27 protein-coding genes are annotated in these 24,719 nt (G+C 46.2%); 4 read left to right on the forward strand and 23 right to left on the reverse strand.

What is annotated here, in order from left to right; all coding sequences use genetic code 11:
• Nucleotides 1-30 precede the first annotated feature (30 nt).
• The 12 genes from sigF to AC2TF5_RS17935 form a co-directional block, all read right to left on the reverse strand.
• Complete coding sequence (sigF, locus tag AC2TF5_RS17880; protein WP_491298502.1) at nucleotides 31-786, reverse strand: RNA polymerase sporulation sigma factor SigF; 756 nt, start codon at nucleotides 784-786, stop codon at nucleotides 31-33.
• Nucleotides 787-797: 11 nt separating this feature from the next.
• The gene (gene spoIIAB, locus AC2TF5_RS17885) at nucleotides 798-1,256 is read right to left on the reverse strand and encodes an anti-sigma F factor (protein ID WP_491298504.1); all 459 of its coding nucleotides are present in this window, start codon (nucleotides 1,254-1,256) and stop codon (nucleotides 798-800) included.
• Nucleotides 1,253-1,606: an anti-sigma F factor antagonist gene (gene spoIIAA / locus AC2TF5_RS17890; protein WP_491298505.1), complete on the reverse strand. Its 354-nt coding sequence runs from the start codon at nucleotides 1,604-1,606 to the stop codon at nucleotides 1,253-1,255. Before spoIIAA ends, spoIIAB begins: the two co-directional genes overlap by 4 nt.
• Before the next feature lie 90 nt (nucleotides 1,607-1,696).
• Nucleotides 1,697-2,878 carry a D-alanyl-D-alanine carboxypeptidase family protein gene (locus AC2TF5_RS17895; RefSeq protein WP_491298506.1) on the reverse strand — a complete coding sequence of 394 codons (1,182 nt, stop codon included), beginning with the start codon at nucleotides 2,876-2,878 and terminating at the stop codon, nucleotides 1,697-1,699.
• 314 nt (nucleotides 2,879-3,192) lie between these two features.
• Nucleotides 3,193-4,017, reverse strand: coding sequence for a purine-nucleoside phosphorylase (locus tag AC2TF5_RS17900; protein WP_491298507.1), 825 nt, complete (start codon nucleotides 4,015-4,017; stop codon nucleotides 3,193-3,195).
• Between the two features lie 24 nt (nucleotides 4,018-4,041).
• Nucleotides 4,042-5,235, reverse strand: a complete 1,194-nt coding sequence (gene deoB, locus AC2TF5_RS17905) for a phosphopentomutase (protein WP_491298508.1) — start codon at nucleotides 5,233-5,235, stop codon at nucleotides 4,042-4,044.
• 99 nt (nucleotides 5,236-5,334) lie between these two features.
• Nucleotides 5,335-6,228 (reverse strand): site-specific tyrosine recombinase XerD, encoded by an 894-nt coding sequence (xerD, locus tag AC2TF5_RS17910; RefSeq protein ID WP_491298509.1) that lies wholly within the window; start codon nucleotides 6,226-6,228, stop codon nucleotides 5,335-5,337.
• A gap of 46 nt (nucleotides 6,229-6,274) precedes the next feature.
• Nucleotides 6,275-6,508 carry a YqzK family protein gene (locus tag AC2TF5_RS17915; protein ID WP_491298510.1) on the reverse strand — a complete coding sequence of 78 codons (234 nt, stop codon included), beginning with the start codon at nucleotides 6,506-6,508 and terminating at the stop codon, nucleotides 6,275-6,277.
• A 307-nt stretch (nucleotides 6,509-6,815) separates the two neighbouring features.
• Nucleotides 6,816-7,280: a ferric iron uptake transcriptional regulator gene (gene fur / locus AC2TF5_RS17920; protein WP_208914608.1), complete on the reverse strand. Its 465-nt coding sequence runs from the start codon at nucleotides 7,278-7,280 to the stop codon at nucleotides 6,816-6,818.
• A gap of 94 nt (nucleotides 7,281-7,374) precedes the next feature.
• A complete protein-coding gene (gene spoIIM, locus AC2TF5_RS17925) occupies nucleotides 7,375-8,013 on the reverse strand; it encodes a stage II sporulation protein M (protein ID WP_491298512.1) in 639 nt (212 codons plus the stop codon).
• Between the two features lie 82 nt (nucleotides 8,014-8,095).
• On the reverse strand, nucleotides 8,096-9,304 hold the full coding sequence (locus AC2TF5_RS17930; RefSeq protein ID WP_491302931.1) for an endonuclease Q family protein: 1,209 nt from the start codon (nucleotides 9,302-9,304) through the stop codon (nucleotides 8,096-8,098).
• A 10-nt stretch (nucleotides 9,305-9,314) separates the two neighbouring features.
• Nucleotides 9,315-9,893, reverse strand: a complete 579-nt coding sequence (locus tag AC2TF5_RS17935; RefSeq protein ID WP_491298513.1) for an NUDIX domain-containing protein — start codon at nucleotides 9,891-9,893, stop codon at nucleotides 9,315-9,317.
• 93 nt (nucleotides 9,894-9,986) lie between these two features.
• Between AC2TF5_RS17935 and mciZ the strand changes: the two genes are divergently transcribed.
• Nucleotides 9,987-10,139, forward strand: a complete 153-nt coding sequence (gene mciZ / locus AC2TF5_RS17940; protein WP_491298514.1) for a Z-ring formation inhibitor MciZ — start codon at nucleotides 9,987-9,989, stop codon at nucleotides 10,137-10,139.
• A gap of 109 nt (nucleotides 10,140-10,248) precedes the next feature.
• Complete coding sequence (locus tag AC2TF5_RS17945) at nucleotides 10,249-11,448, forward strand: hypothetical protein (protein WP_491298515.1); 1,200 nt, start codon at nucleotides 10,249-10,251, stop codon at nucleotides 11,446-11,448.
• Between the two features lie 93 nt (nucleotides 11,449-11,541).
• On the opposite strand, the gene AC2TF5_RS17950 is transcribed toward AC2TF5_RS17945, so the two are convergent.
• The gene (locus AC2TF5_RS17950) at nucleotides 11,542-12,669 is read right to left on the reverse strand and encodes a tripeptidase T (protein ID WP_491298517.1); all 1,128 of its coding nucleotides are present in this window, start codon (nucleotides 12,667-12,669) and stop codon (nucleotides 11,542-11,544) included.
• Nucleotides 12,670-12,777: 108 nt separating this feature from the next.
• Here AC2TF5_RS17950 and prli42 point away from each other — a divergent pair, with 108 nt between their 5' ends.
• Nucleotides 12,778-12,879 carry a stressosome-associated protein Prli42 gene (prli42, locus tag AC2TF5_RS17955; RefSeq protein ID WP_491298518.1) on the forward strand — a complete coding sequence of 34 codons (102 nt, stop codon included), beginning with the start codon at nucleotides 12,778-12,780 and terminating at the stop codon, nucleotides 12,877-12,879.
• 14 nt (nucleotides 12,880-12,893) lie between these two features.
• Here the strand turns inward: prli42 and lipB are convergent, their stop codons facing one another.
• The 5 genes from lipB to lpdA all read right to left on the reverse strand — a co-directional run bounded on the left by lipB (nucleotide 12,894) and on the right by lpdA (nucleotide 18,703).
• Nucleotides 12,894-13,586, reverse strand: a complete 693-nt coding sequence (lipB, locus tag AC2TF5_RS17960) for a lipoyl(octanoyl) transferase LipB (RefSeq protein WP_491298520.1) — start codon at nucleotides 13,584-13,586, stop codon at nucleotides 12,894-12,896.
• Between the two features lie 78 nt (nucleotides 13,587-13,664).
• Nucleotides 13,665-15,059 (reverse strand): dihydrolipoamide acetyltransferase family protein, encoded by a 1,395-nt coding sequence (locus AC2TF5_RS17965; RefSeq protein ID WP_491298521.1) that lies wholly within the window; start codon nucleotides 15,057-15,059, stop codon nucleotides 13,665-13,667.
• 19 nt (nucleotides 15,060-15,078) lie between these two features.
• Complete coding sequence (locus AC2TF5_RS17970; RefSeq protein ID WP_208914618.1) at nucleotides 15,079-16,065, reverse strand: alpha-ketoacid dehydrogenase subunit beta; 987 nt, start codon at nucleotides 16,063-16,065, stop codon at nucleotides 15,079-15,081.
• 2 nt (nucleotides 16,066-16,067) lie between these two features.
• The gene (locus AC2TF5_RS17975; protein WP_491298523.1) at nucleotides 16,068-17,093 is read right to left on the reverse strand and encodes a thiamine pyrophosphate-dependent dehydrogenase E1 component subunit alpha; all 1,026 of its coding nucleotides are present in this window, start codon (nucleotides 17,091-17,093) and stop codon (nucleotides 16,068-16,070) included.
• 188 nt (nucleotides 17,094-17,281) lie between these two features.
• On the reverse strand, nucleotides 17,282-18,703 hold the full coding sequence (gene lpdA, locus AC2TF5_RS17980; protein WP_491298524.1) for a dihydrolipoyl dehydrogenase: 1,422 nt from the start codon (nucleotides 18,701-18,703) through the stop codon (nucleotides 17,282-17,284).
• Nucleotides 18,704-18,864: 161 nt separating this feature from the next.
• On the opposite strand from lpdA, the gene AC2TF5_RS17985 reads away from it, so the two are divergent.
• Nucleotides 18,865-19,167 carry a DUF2627 domain-containing protein gene (locus AC2TF5_RS17985; protein WP_491298525.1) on the forward strand — a complete coding sequence of 101 codons (303 nt, stop codon included), beginning with the start codon at nucleotides 18,865-18,867 and terminating at the stop codon, nucleotides 19,165-19,167.
• Between the two features lie 63 nt (nucleotides 19,168-19,230).
• Here AC2TF5_RS17985 and AC2TF5_RS17990 read toward each other — a convergent pair whose 3' ends face one another.
• From AC2TF5_RS17990 to recN, 5 genes are all read right to left on the reverse strand, one after another.
• A complete protein-coding gene (locus AC2TF5_RS17990) occupies nucleotides 19,231-19,443 on the reverse strand; it encodes a hypothetical protein (protein WP_491298527.1) in 213 nt (70 codons plus the stop codon).
• Between the two features lie 45 nt (nucleotides 19,444-19,488).
• A complete protein-coding gene (locus AC2TF5_RS17995; protein WP_491298528.1) occupies nucleotides 19,489-20,373 on the reverse strand; it encodes an NAD-dependent epimerase/dehydratase family protein in 885 nt (294 codons plus the stop codon).
• 170 nt (nucleotides 20,374-20,543) lie between these two features.
• Nucleotides 20,544-21,347, reverse strand: coding sequence for a sporulation transcription factor Spo0A (spo0A, locus tag AC2TF5_RS18000; protein ID WP_208914623.1), 804 nt, complete (start codon nucleotides 21,345-21,347; stop codon nucleotides 20,544-20,546).
• Between the two features lie 191 nt (nucleotides 21,348-21,538).
• The gene (spoIVB, locus tag AC2TF5_RS18005; RefSeq protein WP_491298529.1) at nucleotides 21,539-22,870 is read right to left on the reverse strand and encodes a SpoIVB peptidase; all 1,332 of its coding nucleotides are present in this window, start codon (nucleotides 22,868-22,870) and stop codon (nucleotides 21,539-21,541) included.
• Nucleotides 22,871-22,972: 102 nt separating this feature from the next.
• On the reverse strand, nucleotides 22,973-24,712 hold the full coding sequence (gene recN, locus AC2TF5_RS18010; protein WP_491298530.1) for a DNA repair protein RecN: 1,740 nt from the start codon (nucleotides 24,710-24,712) through the stop codon (nucleotides 22,973-22,975).
• Nucleotides 24,713-24,719 lie beyond the last annotated feature (7 nt).

Below are 24,719 nucleotides of genomic sequence, written 5' to 3' on the forward strand. Positions count from 1 at the left end.
AACGACGTTTCAGGCTCAGTAACTGCTGCACTACTGCGCTATCTGGTTACGGATACTTTGTAATATTTTCTTCTCAAGCCTTGAGACCTGCACCTGCGAAATGCCAAGACGACTGGCCACTTCAGACTGAGTCTGATCACGGTAATACCGCAAATAAACAATCAGCCGTTCGCGTTCAGACAAGCCTCCAATCGCTTCATTCAGTGCTAGCTTATCAAACCAGCGTTCCTGGGATTCGTCCGCAATCTGATCCATCAGAGTAATGGGATCTCCGTCGTTCTCGAATACCGTTTCATGGATGGAAGTTGGCGGCTTGTTCGCCTCTTGGGCGAAGACCACTTCCTCTGGTGTAACGCCGAGCTCTTCTGCCACTTCCTTAATCGTTGGCAGGCGATCCAGCTGTTTGGAGAGCTCGTCCCGCTTTTTCCTAACTTTATTAGCCATTTCTTTTAACGAACGGCTTACCTTTAGCGTACCATCATCACGTAAAAAACGCTGAATTTCCCCAATAATCATCGGTACGGCATACGTCGAGAACTTCACGTCATAACTGAGATCGAATTTGTCAACGGATTTCAGAAGACCGATACAACCGATCTGAAATAAATCCTCCGGCTCGTAACCCCGGTTCATGAACCGCTGCACAACCGACCAGACAAGACGAATATTACAGTTTACAAGCGTATCCCGGGCAACTGTGTCTCCGCTTTGGCTAAGTGCTATCAGACGTTTAACCTCCGCGTCGTCCAAATAAGTCTGCGAAGTCTTCTTCACATCGGCATCCATTTGTCCAACCCCTAATTATATAAAGCTTTCTTGGATTCGATCCGTTTTTTCATTTTGATCGATGTACCGGTCCCCGGCTCACTGATGACATCAAATTCGTCCATAAAGTTCTCCATGATCGTAAAGCCCATCCCTGAACGCTCAAGTTCAGGCTTAGACGTGTAAAGCGGCTGCTTGGCCATTTCCAGATCATCGATGCCATGCCCGTTGTCCTCAATAACAAGAATGATCATATCCCCGTCGATCTCGGCTTCAATCTTCACCACACCCTCCGGGTTGCTGTCATAGCCGTGAATAATGCAGTTTGTAACCGCTTCTGACACGACTGTCTTCAAATCACTGAGTTCATCCATTGTCGGATCAAGCTGAGATATAAACGCAGCCACAGCCACTCGGGCAAAGGATTCATTTTCCGATTTTGCGGCAAACTCCAGAGTCATGAAATTATGCTGCGTTTTCCCTTCACTCATGACACTACCTCCAAACCCGAGAGTGCAGTACCCTCGTTCTCATAAATGGGCATGATCTTAAACAACCCTGACATTTCAAGCAGACGATACACCGGCGCATTAACGTCACACAGAGCCATTTTCCCGCCCTTCTGTTTGATGAACTTGTACCGCCCGAGAATAACGCCCAGTCCCGAGCTGTCCATGAACTCAAGATTCTTCAGGCTGAACACTAGGTGCTCTGTCTGACGGCGCTGGATGGCTTCATCCAGCTGCATCCGGACATGATCGGCGGTATGATGATCCAGTTCCCCAGAAAGTCTGACGATCAGCACATGCCGTTGGTGCTCCATTTCAACATGCAGATTCATGTTTGCTCACTCTCCTCCCTACATGAACAAAGATTTCTACGCCTGCAAAAGACTTTCCTGCCCCCCGACAAAACTAGAAGAAAACCCCTATCAATCTACATGAAACAACTTTCCTGTCGTGCGCTTAAACAATTTCCACCATCCAGCTTTTTTAACATCCGCTGGTGCTTTAAGTTCAAATTCCTTGAGCAGCTGATCTCCTTGATATACCGACAGCTTGCCTACAACCTGGCCTGCGGTTATCGGTGCCTTAATATTTTCTGGAACGGTCACCTCATGACGGAGCTCAGCAGTCTTTCCGCCTTTTTTCACAAGGACGCTGTAGTCCTGTTCAGCCTGGAGCTGCAGCTCCGGTACAGCACCTTTGGAAATTTTGATGTTCCCAAGCATCTCCCCTTTTTTATAGATCGAATGCTTACTGTACTGGGCGAAAGCATAGTCAAACATACGGGAAACTTCACTGTTGCGGTTTTTCGTATCTGGTGCCCCGAGGACGACAGCTACAGTACGAAGACCATCTCGCTTCGCCGTTGCCGAGAGACAAAATTTAGCTTCCGAGGTATAACCGGTTTTGAGACCGTCTGCTCCTGTATAAAAGCGAACCAGCTTGTTCGTATTCACCAGCCAAAATGGCTTTTGAGTATCCTTACGCAAATAATCCTGGTATGCACCTGTGTACTTTGTAATCCCTTCATACTTCAGAAGCTCCCGGCTCATTAAAGCAATGTCATGTGCTGAGCTGTAATGATTCTCTGCCGGAAGTCCATTGCAGTTCGCAAAGTTGGTATCCTTCATACCAAGTTCCGCTGCTTTTTCGTTCATCATCTTAACGAACTCTTCTTCAGAGCCCGCTACTTTTTCCGCCATAGCTACGGACGCATCATTGCCGGATGCCATAGCAATTCCCTTCAGCATCTCTTCAACGGACATTTCTTCACCCGGCTCCAGAAAAATCTGTGATCCTCCCATTGAAGCCGCATAATCGCTCGTCCGCACCTTATCAGTCATTTTGAGCCTGCCGTCATCAATGGCTTCCATCGTCAACAGCATCGTCATAATCTTGGTAATGCTGGCCGGAGGCAGCTTATCATGGCTGTTTTTCTCGTAAATAATGGTTCCGGTATCCGCATCCAACAAAATGGCAGAACGCGCACTTGGCGCGAGCTCACTATCAGATACTCCGGTAGGTTTCTTCTCATCAGCATAGCTTGCAGCAGCTGGTGCAAACACAACACAAAGTGAAAGTATCCCGGCAATAAACGCTTTTTTCAAATCCGTCCCCTCCTAACAATCGTAATGGCATATCCCGCTCATGAAACGGGTCTGTTTCCATTGTCGTCAGGTTAGAAGTAAATTATTCCATATTTTTGGCGGTTTACATGTAAAAACTTGTTATTTTCCTAAAAAAGCCTAATGTGAGATCCAAATGGAGGATTTATCCGATTTCTTCAGGCTTGTCCTTCGGCAAGAGGGATTGGAGGAACGATTCGTACACGGAGCGTCTTACAATAAACAAAGGGGGCGTCCCAGGTCATTGGACCTTTTAGGACACCCCCACAATGGATACCTTACACTAAACTTGTAACCTACATGCTCGGAATGACTGCCATGACGAGACCAAGGAACTTTTCACGCACTTTTTCAGCGGTCTCCATTACTTCATCATGTGATAACGGTTGATCCAAAATGCCTGCCGCCATATTGCTGATACAAGAAATGCCGAGCACCTCCAGACCCGAATGACGGGCGACAATGACCTCAGATACCGTTGACATTCCAACCGCATCAGAGCCTAAAGTACGCAGCATGACGATTTCGGCTGGTGTTTCATAAGTTGGCCCCAGAAGTCCCGCGTAAACACCCTGCTGTAGCGTTATTCCTTGGCTCTCTGCCGTCTCTAAAGCCAGCTTTCGCAAGCGTCGGCTGTACGCCTCAGACATATCAGGGAACCGCACGCCCAGTGCCGGGTCATTCGGTCCGATGAGCGGATTGCGTCCTGTCATATTTAAATGATCCGTAATCAACATCAGATCACCCGGCTCAAAGGAAGTATTAATTCCTCCTGCCGCGTTCGTGACCAGCAGACTCTTTACCCCGAGTTGTTTCATCACGCGTACCGGAAACGCTGTGAGCTCCGGGCCATATCCTTCGTACATGTGGAAGCGGCCTTTCATCAGAACGACTGGCCGATCCTGAATTTTCCCAAGCAGTAGTTCGCCTTCATGCCCTTCTACGGTCGATACAGGAAAATGCGGAATATCACTGTAAGGTATGGATACCGTGTCCTCCAATAAGTCAGCGAGAACTCCGAGTCCAGATCCAAGAATTAGGCCAACCTCCGGCTGCACTCCGCCTTTGCTCCGAATAAATGCAGCTGCTTCTTCAATAATCCCTTGATTTAAGTTACTCATTCCAGCATCTCTCCCCATTATTCATTATTTTAATTGCGATAAAAAGCTCTTGCCATGTTCCGACGGCTTTGCCCCGAAATTATCGGCAATGGTTGCGCCCACGTCCGAAAAAGTGTCCCGAACCCCAAGGCTTTTAGGAGCTGTTAATCCTGAACTATATACAAGCAGCGGCACATATTCCCGGGTATGGTCCGTACCGGCATGAACCGGATCATTGCCATGATCTGCTGAAATAATGAGTAAATCATCCTCCTTCAGCATTCCCATGATATCAGGAAGAGACCGGTCAAAGTACTTCAAGGCTTGTCCATAGCCCTTAGGATCGCGGCGGTGTCCGTAAAGTGAATCGAAATCGACCAAATTCGCAAATAACAGTCCCTTGAAATCTTTACCCAGTTGCTCGATCAATACTTCAATTCCATGTTGGTTGCTTTTTGTAGGAAATGATTGTGTGACACCTTCCCCGGTAAATATGTCGTTAATCTTACCGACAGCAATAACATCCAACCCATGATGTTCGAGGGAGTTCATAATGGTCGGCTCAGGAGGTTTTACCGCATAATCATGTCGGTTAGATGTACGAATAAAACTGCCTGGTTGTCCAATATACGGACGAGCGATAACTCTTCCTACCGAAAATTCAGGTTGAAGCGTAAGCCGCCGGGCAATTTCACAAGCTTTATACAGCTCCTCCAGTGAAATCACTTCTTCATGTGCCGCTATCTGAAACACACTGTCAGCCGATGTATACACGATCCAAGCCCCGGACTTCATCTGCTCTTCGCCGTACTCTTCAATAATTTCCGTACCTGAGGCCGGTTTATTTCCAATGACTCTGCGGCCTGTCTGCTGCTCGAACTGTGCAATGAGCGCCGATGGAAAACCCTGAGGGTATGTATTAAACGGCGTTTTTACCCGCAAGCCCATAAGTTCCCAATGCCCGGTCATTGTGTCTTTACCAACCGATTGCTCCTGCATTTTACCATAATAGGCTTGAGGGGAATCTGAAGGTGTTACGTTCGGTAAAGGAGCTATATTCCCTAGTCCCAGCTTTAGCAGATTTGGCAGTGACAACTCCGGATTATGTTCCAAAATATGACCCAGTGTATGAGCCCCAATATCCCCGAATTTAGCTGCGTCCGGCGCTTCCCCGATCCCCACGCTGTCAAGCACAATAAAACATATCCGCTGAAAACGATATTTGGTGTTGTCTGACATGTTCAATCACTCCTCGGTATTGGTAGGTTCGGCATTGGAATTACCTTAACTCTGTATGAATTGCGGTGACGGCTTGATCCGTGGAAAAGATATTAACGACTAATTTCCTGCCCTCGGATGGTGGGTTTCATAAACTTCTTTCATACTTTTTTTGGGTGTTTGGTACATTTGTGTCGTTGATATATCGGAATGGCCAAGCATCTCCTGCACGGAACGCAGATCTGCTCCATTATCTAGCATATGAATAGCAAAAGAATGACGGAGTGTATGAGGCGTAATGTCCTCGGAAATCCCAGCCTCCTTGCCGTATTTTTTAATGATTTTCCAAAAGCCCTGACGTGTTAGCCTTGTACCGAGCGCGTTCAAAAACAGTCCTTCCTCTTCACTGCCCGCTTTGAGAAGCTTCCCCCTCATTCCAGCCAGGTACAGTTCCACGCTGCGTGCAGCAATTGGACTTATTGGCAGAATACGTTCCTTCCCGGAGTTTCCAGTGCAGCGTACAAACTTCATATCTGTATTCACATCATGGACCCCAAGTGTTACCAGCTCCGAGACACGAATGCCGGCCGCATACAACAGCTCCAGCATTGCTTTATCTCGGGCCCCATGAGGAGTAGAGACATCCGGTGCACTAAGGAGCTTGTCTACTTGTTCTATAGAAAGCGCCTTAGGAATCTTGCGCTCTGGCTTCGGTGACTCCAGCATGATAGACGGATCCTGCACAATAACCGAACGACGCACCAAATATTGAAAAAAAGAGCGGAGAGAAACCGTGCATCGCATCATCGTGGATGGAGCCCTGCCCTTTTGCTTTAAACTTCCCAAATACAAACTAAGCAGTGTGCGGTTTATCTCTGTCGGTTCATCCACTCCACGCTGCTCCGCGAAATCAATAAAACCCGTAATATCTTTACGGTATGATTCTGTTGTGCTGCTCGACAGCCCTCTCTCCTCTCTTAAGAAGGATATATAGGCGTCCAAATACTGCTTCATGATTTATTCTGCTCCTTATCACTGCTCTTCCATACGCAGCAGACATTTATTCACCATACCAGTAGTATAAGCGAAGTCTGTCACGCGGTGTTACCCATGTCTCCATTGAGTTTTCAGGCTGAAAAGCCTTTACGGCATGTCCGACCGGTACCCGGTATGGGTCAGATGGAGCTACCCATTGATTAACCATGGACAACGCATAGTAAAAAAACAACGTAAGAACGGTAAATAAAACGATAAATCTTATACAAGAACCGATTTTTCGTAAAGAAATAATCATAACCACATCGCCCCTCTTCCATGAGAAAAAAATCTATTCACGTACTCAAAGTGACAGACCGCCTTTTGGGAGGTTTTTCGCCTATCACCCAAGCCTATGAGCATCTTCCATGTAATATGACGCAAGCAAGTGTGGTTATCTTCAATTAATCGTTCCTATTTAAACAGACCGCATTTAGCGGTAGAATTTCTTGCGAGATAGGATGTTCTATACTTCCTTATCTCTTCAAAAAAAGCCCTCTCGGGGACATCTATCTCCGTAAGAGGGCTACCTGTGTGACGTATCACCGCAGATTATTGCTATCGTGTTATGACTCACTGCTGTCATGTCTTCCCTTATCCTTACAGCGGTAACAGATGCCGTGGAAATCAAGACGATGATCATGAACGGTGAAATTAAATTCTTTCTCAAGCCGCTCTTCCAATGGTCCAAGCCAATCCTCGCGTATTTCATCCATGCTTCCGCATTGGGTACAAATCAGATGATGATGATGATGTTTAGACGTGTCCGTCCGTAAATCGTAACGCGCTACACCATCGCCAAAGTTGATCTTCTCCACCACATGCAGCTCGCTCAGAAGCTCGAGGGTACGGTACACGGTTGCCAGACCGATCTCGGGAGCTTTTTCTTTAACGAGCATAAAAACGTCTTCTGCGCTGAGATGATCATCCTCATTCTCCAACAATACGCTGACGGTGGCTTCCCTTTGGGGCGTTAATTTGTAGCCTTGGGATTGTAACTGCTGTTTAATTTTGTCGATCCGTGCTTCCATCGTTTCCCTCCCCCTTGGAAATCACTGCACGTAATTGTTCACTTCCTTCATTATAGGGGGAATTTGCAAACAAAGTCAAACGATTTTGCTACATCTAAAGACTGCCAGCCGGAAGAAGCATCGGTGCTACCCACTGCATCATACTAGGAGTAATCCATGTTTCAAATGATGATATGCCTAGGATTAACAGAGCCATCACACAGGTCAGTCCGATATACGAGGTAAAGGGTTTCATTACACTTCCGCTACGCTGCATAAGAAGACGGTTTTTGATGATATATATAGAAAAGGTTATTGCTGCTACACTGCACATCATCAGCACTGGGATAACGAGCAAGTTCTGGGGCGCAATGGACACTAGTGCAAACAGCAGACCTTTCCAAGAATATTGACCAACAAGATAACCTACCGTAAAACCGATAAGAACGCCTTTTAAGAAATCCAGTATAAGAATGCCCGGAAGGCCTATGACAGACAGCCCCAAAATCCAGATTAACCCGATCCATTTCAAATGGAGGGCCGCAATACTGCCAAACGAAGTTGGAATTTGCCCTTCCCCGCCTTCGTGCAAAGTCAGAAAAAAGTGGTCCAAATAACCTGCAAGATCCTGCTGCTGCTCCAAAGATAGTGCGTTTACCATCAAGGCCCCAAACAGCACCCCTACTAAAAATAAAACGGCAACAAACACATATAGAGGCGTCTGATCCTTAAAACTCTGGCGGAATGATTGCATGAAATAGAGTCTCCTTTCCTGTCTCTATTCCTACTCTATGTGTGATTAATGCCGTCTATGACTTTGCATGTTTAATAGTCTTTCATTTTCGGACGACCTTACCGTACGTTCCACCTCCGCCGGATGAGAGCTCAAGAGTTCCGTTTCTGGCCATAACAATACTTCGTGAAAGATCTTCTCCAACAACACACGCAATATCGGTCTCGGAAGCGCGGTGAAGGATCGCCATTTCGGTTCCGAATGCTGTAAGCAGTTTGGATATGGCTGCCTTTCCTAGACCCGGAATAAATTCCAGAGGGACCTGATAGTAATACGGGGGCCTATGGGAGGACAAGGACGGCAGATTTCTGTCGGCGATGGATATAATTCGGTCAAATACCCCTTGAACCGTCTTCAGGCTACCACAATACGGACATCTGTCCATTGAAGACACGATGGTCTCCTCGTCCAAAATGCTGCTACAGCCAGAACAGTAAGTTCGGTGGTACTTGCCAAGACGAGGATTAAGACCGTAGTTCGCCATCACCTGTCTTCCATCCTTACGGCCCAGAGCCAGGCGAAATTCATCAAAAGAAGGGGTCAACATACGTATTTTATTGTATTCTCGGCCAATTTTCCCAAGTGAATGTGCATCGGAGTTCGTCAAAAACGAATAGTCATCCAGCTCGGATATATGACCCGCCATCGATGAATCTGCACTTAATCCGAGCTCTATGGCCGAAATACCCGAAAGATCAAACACATCGGACATCCTGTCAGCCATACATCCATAAAGACCTTTATGTGGAGTAAACACATGTGCCGGTATTAGAATCCCGCCCCGGTCCAGTATTTCCTGCTGAAGGTCTCTTGGTTGAACGTAAATACGCTGTGAGCTCAGCTGAACATTTTTCATATAACGAGACATCCAGCGTGTGAAATCCTGCATCGTATCCAGATCACGAAAATAGGCCAGAACATGCGCCGCTCCTCTACCGCTCTCCCTGATCTCAATCTCACTTCCAAGCAGAATGACAGTATCCTTATAGGCTATACCCCCGCCATGAATTTCTTTCATTACACCGCTGTCCAAACAGGTCCGGATATCATCCTGCACCGAAGGAGAGTGACAATCGATAATGCCGATCATCTCAATTCCTTTACGAACGGCAGCTTCCTCCGCAATATTCTCAAACGTAAGGTTACGGCTTCCGCTAATTTTAACAGCTTGTCCACTCCCTGTACGTCCAATATGTATATGCAGATCGCTGTAAAAGTCCCACAAACCGCCCGCTGTATCAATATGTCTCATATGAGACATTTCAGATTTTCCCCGTCAATTTGTACATGTTCCATGCATACACAGCCAAGATCGTTTTGGCATCACTGATACGTTCTTCCTGAATCAGGCGGTACGCTTCATCTAATGTAATCTCAGACATTTCAAGAAATTCATCCTCATCCGGCGCCATATTCCCACTTGTGAGGTCCTCGGCCAGATACAAATGGATAATTTCATCCGCAAACCCCGGCGAGGTATAGAAGGATTGCAGTTTGCGGATCGATCCGCACGTATATCCTGTCTCTTCCTTCAGCTCGCGTCTAGCTGCTTCCAATGGATCCTCTCCGCGCTCCAACTTCCCTGCAGGTATTTCCACCTCACAACGACCCAATGGCTGTCTGAACTGATCTACAACGAGCATCTTATCGTCGCGGAGTGCAAGGACAGCAACTGCGCCCGGATGACGAACCACTTCACGAGTGGCCTGTTGGCCGTCCGGCAGGACAACCGTGTCCACCTGCAGTGATATAACTTTCCCTTTAAATATCTGTTCCGTTGATACTGTAGTTTCTTCCAAAGACTTGTTGGAATGGCGGTCTTTATTGCCGAGATCGCTCATAATATGGCCCCCTTTGTTTAAAAACGGCATGACTGCCAAAACTGATGCATAAGCTGTATTATATCAAACTTCTTAAGAAAGAAGGAACGAACAATGAAGAGCTACCAAGGCACGAAATCCATTCATATGGTCGGACAAGCTTGGCAAATAAAAATCATGCTGAAACAATGGCAAAGGCAATGGGGTCCAGAGATCACGATTGCCGAACTTTTAATCCAATCCAGCGTAGATAAATACGAAAAATGAGTGTAAACTTAGGTCTTCAGACTCAATTTTCGACTTTTTTCTGTTTTTTTCGTTATATAAACATGACTAATACCCCTGTACATGTGTTCTATCATTGGGAGGTTTCGAAATGCGACATCTAATAAATAGAGAGCCCGATTGTAACACTGAACCACCAACGCAAGCATATGAACTCGGCAAGTGGCATCAGAATCGCGGACATTTTGAAGAAGCTCTAACATGCTTTAAACAAGCTGCGATGGCTGCCAGCTATACAACACCAACTGATGTGGAACGTTCTGCTTTAAGCTGGATCGAATACGGGCGTATAAATGCAAAACTGAATAAATGTAAGGAAGCTGCTGAATCGTTTAAGAATGCTCTTGGCTTTGGAATGCCTTACGCCGCTGAGTCATTAAACGAGTGGGCCTTGTTGCTGCATCAAGAAGGGTTATGTGATCGTGACATATTCAATCGTCTCATATTTGAGTTATCTTCACATTCCATTTGCACATCAGTTCTCGGATGTACCTTAAGAGAAATCGGAGCCTATAGGGAAGCTGCACTTTGCTTTAATATGACCGAATATACCGATACTCAAACCGAAATCATTCATGCTCATTGTCTGATCAACGATGATCGATTAGATGAAGCAATGAATTTACTGGTTCGCTTGAACAATAAATGTACTGCCGAAGACTTGATACAGGATGAGCATCGCGACTTAATCAGTATCACTATGTTCTTGTGCAAATGGCGGCTCAGCGGATCTCTCCCGTATCTCCCTGCCTCCGATGATGATCGCTATAAACTTGCCGAAGTAGCCGTTTCTCTCGGTATGCTAGCTGAGGCCGATTTTATTCTTTTAACTGATGGTATTACCGGAGAGTATGCCCTCATATATATGCTTTATTCTGAGGGTTATACGACATTAGCTGGAACACGGATCAGCTGCCTGCCAGAAGATCCAGTTAATCATACACATCCGTATCATAACGAGCTCCAGTTTATTGCTGCAGAACGATTGTATGATCTGGGCGATTATGAAAGGGCTTCCGTCAAATTTGAGAACCTACGTTTATCCCAACCGGATCATACGGCGGCCAGATTCGGAGAAGCCGCCTGTTATTTGCAGTCTTCTCTTCTATCCCTGTCTACTCGTATGGCCCGTATTGATAGCCCGGATACAGTGAAGGAAAAAGTCGTGGAGTACATGCATAGCATTAACGCCGCACTTCATATTGTGGAGAACACCCATTGGCACACCATCTGGTCACCGGCTCAACGCCGCCGGGAGAACGGGATTGGTAGATCGTCGACGCTGAATTAAATAACCTATTAAATGAAAAGCCCACACACGGAAATCTGCTTCCGAATGTGGGCTTTGCTGTTTGTTTATTATCACTCAGTAAAAGGGATTAGATCAACCCTTTGCTGCTTCTTGAACAATCGCTACAACAATCTGTGCTGCTTTGACCAAATCTGATGCCTTGATTCGTTCATTCGTTGTATGAATCTCCTCGTAACCGACAGCAAGGTTTACGGTTGGAACGCCCAATCCGTTGAATATATTGGCATCACTGCCTCCTCCGGATGGGAACGTACGGCCTGACAGTCCAAGTCCACCAATCGCACGCTTGGCCAGCTGAACAACGTTATCATTCTCGTTATAGCTGAAAGCAGGGTATATAATTTCACTGCGGAATTCGCATTTTGCACCGTATTCCCGTACAGTCGTTTCCAGCGCATCGCGCATCAGATCAATCTGCTTCTCAACTTTTTCCTGAACGATACTTCTAGCTTCAGCGTCAATCTGTACGTAGTCGCATACAATATTTGTTGGACCGCCACCTTGGAATTTCCCAATATTAGCGGTTGTTTCTTCATCGATCCGCCCGAGGTTCATCTTGGCGATAGATTTGGCGGCTACCTGAATGGCGCTAATACCCTCTTCCGGATTTACTCCAGCATGAGCTGATTTCCCGTTAATAATCATAGTTACCTTCGCCTGGGTCGGAGCTGCCACGGCGATAGCTCCTACTTCACCATTGGAATCCAGCGCATAACCGAGGTCAGCATCCAAATACTTAGGATCCAGCGCCCGTGCGCCCATGAGACCGGATTCTTCACCCGCTGTAATGATAAATTGAATTTTACCATGAGGGATTTTATTATCTTTGATTACACGAATAGCTTCAAGAAGTGCAGCAATTCCAGCTTTATCGTCTGAGCCGAGAATGGTGGTACCATCACTGCGGATCCATCCATCTTCGCCGAGAACTGGTTTAATGCCATTGCCAGGCGTTACCGTATCCATGTGACAGGTGAAGAGAAGTTTAGGAGCTTTATCCGCCTGTTCCGCTTCCCAGGTAATGATCAAGTTGCCGGATCCGTGACCGGTTTTTTCTTTCGTATCATCCTCAACCACTTGCAGCCCTAAGCTACTGAATTTCTCTTTGAGCACAACTGAAATCTGTTCTTCATGCTTGGTCTCACTGTCTACGCGAACCAATTCCATAAACTCATTAATAATACGCTCTTGTGAAATCATTAGACTTTCCTCTCTTTCTTAGATAGGTTACAATGTTGCTTGTACGATGTATAAAAATGAATGCATCATTATGTTCATAATTTAAACTTAATCCAAAGGAGTAACATAATGCAACGTAAAAAATGGTTTCGAATCGTCATCTATCTCATGCTGGCTGCTATGATCGGCTCCACACTTTTTATTGTATTGGAACCTATTCTCTTGCGCTAATGCCTTAAATAGCTTTATGATTCTGCCGCTTGAAGCTGGATTTCATAGGGAAAGACCCGGGTGAAGTATGGTATTATCTCCCGGGCGACTTCCTCTACCAAAAAATTCTTCCCGGTACACTCCTCCAACGAAGTTACGCCGAACTCCTGTATACCGCAAGGAACAATGCCCGAGAAGCCTTCCTTCTCAATCCCAGCCTTAACGTTAAGTGCAAATCCATGGCTTGTCACGAACCCCCGGTGATGCCGGCATTTGTTAAACTTTACTCCAATCGCACAGATTTTACGATCGCCAACCCATACGCCGGTGTACTCTGGTTTCCGCCCAGATTCAATTCCGAAGTCTGCCAGATAATCGATAATGACCTGCTCCACGTTTCGCAAGTATCCGTGAAGATCCAGGTTTGCCCCCCCATCCAAAAGGAGTAGCGGGTATCCGACCAGTTGGCCGGGTCCATGGTATGTAATGTCTCCTCCACGGTCTATCTCGTATAAGCCTATTCCCTGGGCTTCAAGCTCCTCTCTGCTGAGAAGCAAATGCTCCGGATGCCGCTGCGATCCCACGGTGTATGTCGGAGGATGCTGGAGAAGCATCAGACACTCACTGCGCTCCCCCAGATCTATTCCCTTTACCCGCTCCTTTTGCAAGTCCCAGGCAGCACCGTAGTCCATCAACGGCGTATAAGATACATCTAAAGCTTTCTTCATCCTGCTGTGCCTTCTTTCTTAGAGTACCCTAAAAAATATCACTTTACCTTGTTAAGAAATCTCAGTTGGGATCAACAATCAATACAGTTTTGTATCCAGAGAAAATCCTTCCAAGTTATCTTTCACCCGCTGCAAAAATCTTCCGCAGATGACGCCATCCAATATTCTATGATCTAACGAAAGACAAATATTGGCCATAGACCGTACTGCGATCATGTCATTAATAACGACAGGTTTTTTGACAATGGACTCAAACGTTAAAATCGCCGCCTGAGGGTAATTGATAATCGGGTAGGACAAAATCGATCCAAAAGAACCCGTATTATTGACCGTAAACGTACCGCCATGCATATCGTCGAGAGTCAGTTTACCTTCACGGGTCTTTCTGGCCAGTTCATCAATTTCACGAGCCAATCCAGCAATGTTCTTTTGGTCCGCTCTTTTGATGACAGGTGTCATGACCGAATCCTCTGTTCCGACCGCGAGGGAAAGATTTATCTCCCGTTTGACGACGATTTTGTCCACAGCCCAGAACGAGTTCATGATTGGGTAATCCTTGATTGCGTTAACGACGGCTTTCAACAAAAAGGCCAAATAGGTAAGATTTACGCCCTCATTACGTTTAAACTCATCCTTCAACTTGTTCCGGATTAACACAAGATTCGTAACGTCTACCTCTATCATCGTCCATGCATGTGGAATTTCAGAAACACTCTGCCGCATATTTCTTGCGATTGTGTTACGGATCGGCGTTACATCAACAAAATAATCGTTTCTTCCGCCCCCCGCTCCTTCGACCTCAATCGTTGGAATTTTTGGCGACTCCGTTAAATGGAGACCAGAATGCCTAACATTCGGAATAGCTGTTCCAAGTGGAGGACTTGGCTCTGCTTGGGATTGATTCAGCATACCTGTAAACGGCGAAGCTGAAGATACCGACGGCTTCTGGATATCCGGTGCTGTAGGATTGACTGGTGCGCTTGTCGCTGTCGCAGTCTTCGCCGAGCCTCCCCGCTCAATGTAGGAGAGCACATCTTTACGCGTAATTCGGCCCCCCATACCGGTTCCTGTTACTTGATGAAGATCTATGCGGTGTTCTGCGGCCAGACTTTGCACAGCAGGAGAGTATCGTGCTCGCATAGAATCACCTGCTGCAGGAATGTTCTGTCCAGATGTTGGTTGAGACTGCGCTGGGGCTGCCGTTTCGGGTTCAATGCTTCCCACAGCTGAAATACGACAGATGATTTCACCAACAGCAACCGTCTGACCTTCTTCTGCCAAAATTTCTCCCATAACCCCATCCATAGTCGATGGAATTTCCGCATTTACCTTATCCGTCATCACTTCACAGATAGGTTCATACTGCTCGATTCGATCTCCCGACTTTTTAAGCCATTTACCGATCGTAGCGGAGACAAGAGACTCCGCCAGCTGCGGCATCGCCACATCGGTCATTTTCCCGTTTTCAGACATGCTCACAACTCCTTGTATCTTAATAGAGCGCCAGTTGACGCATGGATTCTTTCACTTTGTCCTTATTCAGCATATAGAACTTCTCCATTGGAGGACTGATTGGCATCGCAGGTACATCTGGTGCACACAAGCGCATAATCGGGGCATCAAGTTCATACAAACAGTTCTCTGCGATAATGGCGGCCACCTCGGCCCCAACACCACCGGTTTTGTTATCCTCGTGCACGATCATTACTTTACCTGTGGTACGGGCAGCCTCTATGATGGCCTCTTGATCGAGCGGCTGCAACGTTCTGAGATCCAGAACGTGTGCGGTAATGCCCTCTTCTCGTTCCAGTTCCTCCGCCGCCTGCATCACAAAGTGCAATGGTTGGCTGTATCCAATGACCGTAATGTCAGCACCAGCTCTCAGCAGGTTGGCTTTACCGATTGGCACGGTGTAATCATCCTCAGGCACGTCACCTTTAATGAGCTTGTAACACTTTTTATTCTCAAAGAACAATACCGGATCCGGGTCACGTACGGCTGCCTTCAGTAGTCCTTTTGCATCGTACGCTGTAAATGGAGCTACGATTTTAAGACCAGGTGTCCCGAAGAATATAGATTCCGGACATTGGGAGTGATAAAGTCCACCGAAGATGCCTCCGCCAATCGGAGCACGGATAACGACGGGACAGCTCCAGTCATTATTAGAACGATAACGGATTTTTGCCGCTTCGCTAATGATCTGATTCGTTGCAGGCAGCATAAAGTCTGAATACTGCATTTCAGCAATCGGCTTCATCCCGTACATCGCTGCACCAATAGCTACACCGGCTATGGCCGACTCGGCTAACGGCGTATCCATGACACGCATTTCACCGAACTGTTCCATCAGACCCTTCGTTGTGGTGAACACGCCGCCTTTAACGCCAACATCCTCCCCAAGTACAAATACGGATTCATCTCTCTCCATTTCTTCCTTCATTGCGAGACGAATTGCATCGATATATTCCATAACGGCCATCTCTATATCCCTCCTTCGTTCTCGGCGTACACATGTCGTAGTGTATCCTCCGGCTTCGGAAAAGGAGCCCGGTCCGCATATTCCGTCGCTTCTTTAATCTCCAGGTTTAGCTGGGCTATCAGATCCTGTTCCTGATTTTCATCCCATAACCCCAAGTCCACTAAATATGTTTTAAAACGGGCTACACCGTCTTTTTTCCAGTTCTCTTCAACTTCTTCTTTCGTCCGGTATGCCAGATCATTATCTGAAGTGGAGTGTGGTGACAATCGGTACATCATCGCTTCGATCAGCGTCGGACCTTCTCCGCGTACCGCCCGTTCACGTGCTTCCTTAACGGCCGCATACACTTCAAGTGCGTCATTGCCATCCACACGTATGCCTGGAAACCCGTATCCAAGCGCACGGTCGCTGACCTTCCCACCGAGCTGCTTATGCATTGGAACTGAAATCGCATACTGATTATTTTCACACATAATAATGACCGGAAGTTTATTTACCCCAGCAAAATTGCATCCTTCATGAAAATCTCCCTGGTTGCTTGAACCTTCACCAAACGTAACAAAAGAAACAAAGTCTTTCTTCTGCATTTTTGCAGCTAAAGCAAACCCGACAGCATGAGGAAGCTGAGTCGTTACCGGACTGGAGCCGGTTACGATCCGAAGCCTCTTACTGCCGAAATGGCCTGGCATTTGCCGGCCTCCGCTGTTTGGATCCTCCGCCTTAGCGAAAGCAGAGAGCATCAGCTCTCGAGGTGTCATTCCTACGGTAAGAACAAATCCGTAGTCCCGGTAATAGGGAAGGAAATAGTCTTTTTCCCTGTCAAGCGCGAAGGCTGCTGCCACCTGACAAGCTTCCTGCCCGATACCGGAAACGTGAAAATTGATTTTTCCAGCCCGTTGAAGAAGCATATTTCGCTCATCAAACTTTCGCGCCAGTATCATATATTTGTACATGTCCAGTACTTGCCCGTCGGTCAACCCAAGCTGCGCATGCCTGTTCTTCTCAGTCATCGTTTCCTGCTCTTTCATGGAGATCCCTCCTTAGTCATCACACCAAAAGTCTGAAATAATAACACCATCTATCTTCACAATGACAGTGTATTATCCCTTTCTCAGATCTAGTATTAAAACCTGGTACTAAGACTTGGCTTAATGCCATTATAGTCTCTTTTTCCACAAAAAGAAATGCGGGATTGCACAGAGTGGTATCATCCGCTTTAAATTCCGGAAGATTTCCCGTCAACAGCCAGCATAGCTTCACCTAAAATTTCAGACAGTGTCGGGTGTGCATGAACTGAAGATCCAATTTCCCAAGGCGTAGCATCCAAAACCTGTGCAAGGGCTGCTTCACCAATGAGTTCAGTCACATGTGGACCGATCATATGTACTCCCAATAAATCGTTTGTAGCCTTATCCGCAATAACCTTCACAAATCCCTCATGCATCCCGTATACGAGTGCTTTTCCGTTAGCCTGAAAAGGAAATTTACCAACTTTAATCTCATGCCCGCGCTCCAGAGCCTGCTTCTCAGTAAGTCCAACACTGGCTGCTTCCGGTCTGGTGTAAATACAACGGGGAATCCATTCCTTACGGTATGACAGCTCTTTCTCACCCGCCAAATGATGGACGGCTGTAATTCCTTCATGACTCGCCGCATGAGCAAGCTGCAGGCCGCCGATAACATCCCCGATCGCATAAATATGCGGCTCTGTCGTCTGCATAAATTCATTGGTTACAATTAGACCCTTGTCGATCCGTACATCTGTATTCTCAAGTCCGATGTTCTCGGCATTGCCCACACGACCTACGGATATCAACAGCTTGTCTGATGATAAGAGATGCTCTTCACCACCATGCCGGACACCGATAACAATATGATTGTCTCTAATCTCATAGGTGTCTATCAGCAGCTCAGCTCCGGTCATAATCTTGATACCTCTACCGGAAAGAAGCTTATTCATCTCCTTACCGATCTCCTCGTCTTCCGCAGGCAGCAATTGAGAAGAAGACTCCACAATGGTGACTTCCACACCGAAATCATTCAACATGGACGCCCATTCCACACCGATTACACCGCCACCGACAATAATGATAGAGGAAGGAAGCTCTTCCATTAACAGCGCATGATCACTGGTCATTACATACTTGCCGTCCGGCTCGAGCCCTGGCAGATGACGGGGGCGCGAACCCGTCGCAATAATAAGATGAGTCGGGACGACCGTCTCCATATCTCCGTCCGCTAATTCAACAGCCACTGCACCGCTGCGGGGAGAAAAAATTGAAGGGCCAATAACCCGGCCAACACCGTGAATGACACGGATTTTATTTTTTCGCATCAAGTACTGTACGCCCTGATGAAGTTTTTCCACTATGTTTTCTTTTCTCTTCTGCACTTTTTCAAAGGACAAAGTAACGCCTTCGACCTCAATTCCATAACTCTCGCTTTCCTTCATCTCCGCAAATACTTCTGCACTCCGAAGCAAGGCTTTGCTCGGTATGCAGCCCCGATGAAGACATGTTCCTCCGAGCTTGTCCTGCTCAATGATGACTACGTCTTTCCCAAGCTGGGCAGCCCGAATGGCAGCCACATAGCCACCGGTACCTCCACCGAGAATTGCCAAATCACATGTAATTGCCACTGACGGCACCTCCGTATTATGTACTTCATTTCTTTATATTTATTGTACTCCCTTTTTTACGTATTACAAATTTGATCCCGTTTCATGAATAGACATAAACTTGGTAAAAAGGTATGATAATAAGTAGAATTTTCATATCTTGAAAGAGGAAGGAATCTCGTATGAAATTACTGATTTCCCGCTTCATCGCTATTCTTATTTTGGTCATACCCGGCTTTATGGCGATGAAAGGCTTTTTAATGATGAAAGATGCCGTTTTCTTATATATAGCCGTACACGGTGACGATCAGATAACGAACCCTTCGTTCCAATGGCTTCATTTTAGTGGAGGCCTTCTCCTGTTCGTCCTCGGCATCGGCTTTCTGGGCGGCTGGATTTTGTTCCGAGATCGCAAGCGTAACTACGTAGGACCACGATTCAAGAAAAAGCGACCGTCTAATCCGGATACGCCTACACGTACTTAATAGATAAACACCGGGGGATATTTCCTCCGGTGTTTTAACATGACCCTGATAAGGCTAATTATATTATTCCATTAAAGCGTCCTTCAATTTACTGGACATTCTTGCCTGCTTAGAGGATGATTTCAGAGCTGCTTTACGTAGATTTATATTTTGACGGTTCACTAATTCAAGCTCCTTCAATAGCTCCTCAACAAGCAAGGTAGCCTCTGGACTCAATTGTCCTGTTTCCTTCAGCAATTTAGCTCTATTCGCCAGATCTGCGACGGTGTCATTCATGATGAACTTCCTTTCCTGTATAAACTTTATACCTGATGTACAACACTACAAATTCATACCCTTTGAGTACTCTGCGATAAGCTGTGGCATCCATTCCTTTAAGTTCCAGAACGAAAATCCGGCGTCCGCTGCACGACTGTTGTCCATTGTCCAATCCCCCGGTATCCCAAACGGTGACATATGATCAATCCCTGCAGATGGCTGCAATGGTGCTGTCTTGCCTGTCTCCTGCTTGATCATATCCATAATCTCGCGCACCGATACGGATCCATGTGAACAGGCATTAACAGGCCCGTCGAATTTAACCTCACCAGCCCATTTCAGAAACTCCGCCGCTTCTTCCGCATGAATGAAGGAAATAAGCGCATCTGGCGCAGGCAGTCCTATAGCTTCGCCCTTCAAAGCGTGCTCGACATGGAATAAGAGCCTTTTGGTATAATCATCTGTACCCAGAACAATGGGGAAACGTACGGCAGTGACATTTAAATCATGACGGCTGAACAGAACAGCTTCTGCTTGACGTTTTCCTTCCTTGTAGTTGTACTCCCCGTTATTGTTCGAAACAACCTGATAAAGGTAAGGGTCAAAATCTTCTTCTTTTAACGGATGGTCCGCAAAATCATAAACCGAAAGAGTAGACGTCAAGACGTATTGACCGACTCGGCCTGCAAAGAGCTGTGCCGCATCCCCTGCTTCTTCCGGTGTATAACAAATATTATCATAGACAACATCATATTCACAGCTACCGACCGCTTGCTTCAGACTCTCAGGATCCTTACGGTCAGCCACAAGCCTGTTTACATTACTGCCGAGATCATCCTTACTGTTGCCTCTTGTCAAAATGGTCACCTGAGCACCGCCGTCCATCAGGTTCGCAACCAGTCTTTTTCCGAAGAAACGTGTACCTCCCAGTACTAATACTTTTTTCATTGATATACCCCCTGATAATTATTGTGTCATTCGACGCTTAATAATAAAAATGATGTCTTATCAAAAATGAATACGTCACTTCTTTAATGAATCGATGAATGTTCATCATCCACTAAAGAAGTGACGCATTGATCACTGAATATTAAAAGCGCTCAAAGCCCCTAACCCTTTCAAGAAACCTTATGCTCGATTCTGAGCTTATCCGCTACCATAGCAATGAATTCACTATTGGTCGGCTTGGACTTGCTGATATTGATCGTATAACCGAACAAATGGCTGATGGAGTCGATGTTACCGCGTGTCCAGGCTACCTCAATGGCATGGCGAATCGCACGCTCCACGCGTGAAGGTGTAGTCTTGAATTTTTCAGCAATAGCAGGATACAGCGTCTTGGTAATGGCACCCAGAATTTCAATGTTGTTGTACACCATTGTTATGGCTTCCCGCAAATACTGGTAGCCTTTGATATGGGCTGGCACGCCGATTTCATGAATTATTGATGTAATATTCGCATCCAGATTCTTGCCTTTTCCCATTGGGACAACATTGGATTTCATACTGCTGAACGAAGCACTCGCTGACATACTGTTAGGTACTCCTACCAGCTGACGGATACGGCTAGCCAGCACTTCCATATCAAACGGTTTCAAAATATAGTAAGAAGCACCTAACTGCACGGCACGCTGAGTGATGTTCTCTTGACCGAACGCCGTAAGCATAATGATCTTTGGCTGTGGGGATAAATTCATATCACGCAGGCGTTCCAGAACGCCCAGGCCATCCAAATGAGGCATAATAATATCAAGAATCAATACATCCGGAACCTTACCGGTTTCCTCGATCATATTGAGAACTTCCTCACCATTGTAGGCAATGCCGGTAACCACCATGTCTTGTTGGTCCGAAATGTATTCTCCGAGCAGGTTTGTGAACTCACGGTTGTCGTCTGCTAATAATACCTCAATTTTTTGCAATTCGTGCTCCTCCTTTATCAGATCAGTACTTTTAATTAAATTTCTTGTAGATAAAGTTTTCGACATGGTCATTTAAATTCCTTCTGTCGAAAATTATTTTTCTTTATTTTTTTTTGAAGTTGATTTATAATGAATATTTTGTTTCAAATTATTTCTTATTTCGGCTTTATACGACAAAAAATCTTAAGGCATCAACCTGCCTTAAGATTTTGAGCATTGTTATGAGTCGATGGAAGAACCCCGGAATCCTGAAGCATCCATTCGATAAAACACCCGTAACCGGATTTGGGATCATTCACAAAAACATGGGTAACGGCTCCGATAAGCTTATCATTTTGTACAATTGGACTACCACTCATACCTTGTACAATACCGCCGGTTTTCTTAATTAGCCTTGGATCCGTAATGCGCAGAACCATTCCCTTGGTCGCAGGAGCATCCTGACGTGAGACATGAATGATCTCGACCTTAAACCGCTCGACTTCTTGCCCTTCCACGACGGTCAATATTTCAGCAGGACCTGCCTTAACTTCACCTGCCAAAGCGACCGGAATCGGTTCCCGATAAAGACTGTGGCTTGGTTTTTCGTTCATCTTGCCAAATATGCCGAAGTGCGTATTGCGCTCAACATTACCTAAAATTCGTCCATCTTTCAAGAAATGAGCACGTTTTTCACCTGGCTCGCCTTCTTCACTACGTGAAATGGATGTTACATTGGACTGCAAAATTTGCCCACTTCCCACTTCGATCGGAGTCTGGGTATTCATATCTGTGATGACATGGCCCAAAGCTCCATATACTTTATGTTGTGGCGCATAAAACGTAAGAGTTCCCACACCTGCTGCAGAATCCCGAATAAACAGACCAAGACGCCAAGAATGATCTTCTGCGTCATAAGCCGGAGTGAGCTTGGTCTTCATCTCCTTGCCATTACGCTTGAATGTAATATCCAGCGGTCTTTTGGCGGTGCCCGCCTTTTCAACGATTTGCGCTACCTTTGTTACATCATTTAGCGCAACCCCATCCATCTGAGTCAGCAAATCCCCCAGCTTGAGTCCAGCGATTTCCCCAGGCGAAGATTTTATTCCGCTGGAATGTACAAGATGATGACCTACAACCAGAATGCCGGCAGACTTTACTTTGACACCAATTGTTTGACCACCTGGATACACTTTAAGTTCTGGCATGACGTTAACATGCACCGTCTTCAGGGGAATAGTACCGAATAATTTCAGGGTTACTTCAGCTTTTCCGCTCTGCTGAGGGTCAAGCTTTAGTGGACGGTTGAGCGAGACACTAAGCGCTGACTGGGTTGAACCATTTAATTGAAGCACATCAGGACGGTCCACCGAAGCCAGTGCCTGAACCGGCATAGCGAGATTCAGCCTTCCTTGCTGTCCTGTAAACAACCGTATTTCATCAGGCAGTGCGGCTAAAGACTGGACAGGTTCAGCAGTTCCAACGAAACAAAGAAAGAAAGCAAGAATAAAACCGAGCAGTTTTTTCCTGAGGTTGGGGTTCAATGGCTGTCACGCTCCCTTTTTCTTCTTTCGCTTGACGAAAAGGTTGGTCGCCAATTGCGTACCTTTAAGTTAACCCTGCCCCTAGGCTTTTATAACTGTCAATCATTGACCCGATGCCTTTCTGGACGCTTTTTGCGCTTCCGCCAGATTGAGCATTTCCTGGGCATGATGAAGTGTTTTTTCCGTAATTTCGACGCCTCCAAGCATTCGGGCGAGTTCCTTTACACGGCCCTCTTCACTTAATGATTCAACCTGCGTCATCGTCCTTCCATCATCCAACTTCTTCTCGATCAAATACTGATGATCAGCCATACAAGCCACCTGCGGCAGATGGGTAATCGAGAATACTTGACAGGTTTTAGCCAATATGTACAGCTTCTCGGCAATAGATTGCGCTGCTCGGCCACTGACACCCGTATCAACTTCATCAAATATGAGGACAGGAATTTCATCATGCCTTGCAAAGATGCTCTTCATCGCTAACATAATCCTCGAAAGTTCACCACCGGAGGCGATTTTGGCCAAAGGTCGAAGCGGCTCACCTGGATTCGGCGAAATGAGGAATTCCGCTGTATCCATCCCTTGTTTGCCAAGACGAACACGTCTTCCTTCATATTCATAACCATTTGGGTCATCCTGCTGGTTCAAACGGACTTCGAGAGAAGTTCGTTCCATTTGCAAATCCTTAAGCTCTTGCTCAACCTGTCTGGCCAGATCAGAGGCGCACTGTTTCCTTGCTTCACTAAGTTCTTTGGCTAGCTCCATCAAACTGCCCAGCAGCTTATCTCTTCGGCTTCTCAAAGCTTCAATATGCTCATCCTTATTCTCAAGCAGATCCGTTTCCTGCTGAATGCGTTTGTAGTATTCCAGTATTTGCTCCACATTATCCCCATATTTTCTGCGGAGACCGGAAATCATATTTAAACGCTGTTCAATCTCATCGAGACGATTCGGGTTGAATTCGATCTGATCCCGATAATCACGTAATTGAAATACTGCATCCTCCAACTGATAATAAGCAGACTGAAGCTGCTCTGCCAGAGGTTTTAGTCCTTTCTCATCGAAACTTGAGACATCATCAATCCGTGATAATGCACGGCTAACCGCTTCAAGACCCTGTGTTCCGTACAGCAGCTCATAAGCACTTCCTACAGAATCCATCATTTTCTCACTATGAGACAGCTTCAATCTCTCTTCGGAAAGCCACTCATCTTCCCCGGCTTTAAGCTCAGCCGCAGCAATCTCCTCCAGCTGAAAACGATACATATCCAGCATTTGATATGCTTTTTGACTGGATTCCAGTAAATCAGTTAGTTCTTTCTCGACCTTGATAAATTGGCTATACTGATCCTGATACTTTCGTTTAATCGGACTAATCAATTGATCTCCATAAGTATCAAGCAAGCTCAAATGTCTGTCGGAGCGAAGCAGACTCTGATGTTCATGCTGACCATGTATATTAATAAGCTGTTCACCAATTTCACGCAGCATGGTTAGGTTGACCAGCTGCCCGTTAATACGTGATGTGCTTTTCCCTTGTGAAGTTAGTTCTCTGCGGATTAACAGATGCTCCTCTGGGTTTCCTTCTATTCCAAGCCGCTCCAGTGTATCCCAAACCGGATGCCCTGCAGAAAGATCAAACAAAGCTTCGATCTTCGACTTGTCACATCCGTATCGGATCAGATCTCCTGAGCCTCGTCCTCCCGCTACAAGTCCAAGCGCATCGATAATAATCGATTTACCGGCACCGGTTTCACCGGTTAGGACGTGAAACCCAGGAAAAAAGTGAACATCCACTGCCTCCACGACCGCCAAATTTCGAATGGATAATGTCACTAACATATACAAG

The organism is Paenibacillus sp. JNUCC 34 (assembly GCF_058269055.1).

What these genes read in the sequence shown, in the direction of transcription:
- sigF (WP_491298502.1), bottom strand. Translation starts at nt 786, where the DNA reads ATGGATGCCGATGTGAAGAAGACTTCGCAGACTTATTTGGACGACGCG.
- spoIIAB (WP_491298504.1), bottom strand. Translation starts at nt 1,256, where the DNA reads ATGAGTGAAGGGAAAACGCAGCATAATTTCATGACTCTGGAGTTTGCC.
- spoIIAA (WP_491298505.1), bottom strand. Translation starts at nt 1,606, where the DNA reads ATGAATCTGCATGTTGAAATGGAGCACCAACGGCATGTGCTGATCGTC.
- AC2TF5_RS17900 (WP_491298507.1), bottom strand. Translation starts at nt 4,017, where the DNA reads ATGAGTAACTTAAATCAAGGGATTATTGAAGAAGCAGCTGCATTTATT.
- deoB (WP_491298508.1), bottom strand. Translation starts at nt 5,235, where the DNA reads ATGTCAGACAACACCAAATATCGTTTTCAGCGGATATGTTTTATTGTG.
- xerD (WP_491298509.1), bottom strand. Translation starts at nt 6,228, where the DNA reads ATGAAGCAGTATTTGGACGCCTATATATCCTTCTTAAGAGAGGAGAGA.
- AC2TF5_RS17915 (WP_491298510.1), bottom strand. Translation starts at nt 6,508, where the DNA reads ATGATTATTTCTTTACGAAAAATCGGTTCTTGTATAAGATTTATCGTT.
- fur (WP_208914608.1), bottom strand. Translation starts at nt 7,280, where the DNA reads ATGGAAGCACGGATCGACAAAATTAAACAGCAGTTACAATCCCAAGGC.
- spoIIM (WP_491298512.1), bottom strand. Translation starts at nt 8,013, where the DNA reads ATGCAATCATTCCGCCAGAGTTTTAAGGATCAGACGCCTCTATATGTG.
- AC2TF5_RS17930 (WP_491302931.1), bottom strand. Translation starts at nt 9,304, where the DNA reads ATGAGACATATTGATACAGCGGGCGGTTTGTGGGACTTTTACAGCGAT.
- AC2TF5_RS17935 (WP_491298513.1), bottom strand. Translation starts at nt 9,893, where the DNA reads ATGAGCGATCTCGGCAATAAAGACCGCCATTCCAACAAGTCTTTGGAA.
- mciZ (WP_491298514.1), top strand. Translation starts at nt 9,987, where the DNA reads ATGAAGAGCTACCAAGGCACGAAATCCATTCATATGGTCGGACAAGCT.
- AC2TF5_RS17945 (WP_491298515.1), top strand. Translation starts at nt 10,249, where the DNA reads ATGCGACATCTAATAAATAGAGAGCCCGATTGTAACACTGAACCACCA.
- AC2TF5_RS17950 (WP_491298517.1), bottom strand. Translation starts at nt 12,669, where the DNA reads ATGATTTCACAAGAGCGTATTATTAATGAGTTTATGGAATTGGTTCGC.
- prli42 (WP_491298518.1), top strand. Translation starts at nt 12,778, where the DNA reads ATGCAACGTAAAAAATGGTTTCGAATCGTCATCTATCTCATGCTGGCT.
- lipB (WP_491298520.1), bottom strand. Translation starts at nt 13,586, where the DNA reads ATGAAGAAAGCTTTAGATGTATCTTATACGCCGTTGATGGACTACGGT.
- AC2TF5_RS17965 (WP_491298521.1), bottom strand. Translation starts at nt 15,059, where the DNA reads ATGTCTGAAAACGGGAAAATGACCGATGTGGCGATGCCGCAGCTGGCG.
- AC2TF5_RS17970 (WP_208914618.1), bottom strand. Translation starts at nt 16,065, where the DNA reads ATGGCCGTTATGGAATATATCGATGCAATTCGTCTCGCAATGAAGGAA.
- AC2TF5_RS17975 (WP_491298523.1), bottom strand. Translation starts at nt 17,093, where the DNA reads ATGAAAGAGCAGGAAACGATGACTGAGAAGAACAGGCATGCGCAGCTT.
- AC2TF5_RS17985 (WP_491298525.1), top strand. Translation starts at nt 18,865, where the DNA reads ATGAAATTACTGATTTCCCGCTTCATCGCTATTCTTATTTTGGTCATA.
- AC2TF5_RS17990 (WP_491298527.1), bottom strand. Translation starts at nt 19,443, where the DNA reads ATGAATGACACCGTCGCAGATCTGGCGAATAGAGCTAAATTGCTGAAG.
- AC2TF5_RS17995 (WP_491298528.1), bottom strand. Translation starts at nt 20,373, where the DNA reads ATGAAAAAAGTATTAGTACTGGGAGGTACACGTTTCTTCGGAAAAAGA.
- recN (WP_491298530.1), bottom strand. Translation starts at nt 24,712, where the DNA reads ATGTTAGTGACATTATCCATTCGAAATTTGGCGGTCGTGGAGGCAGTG.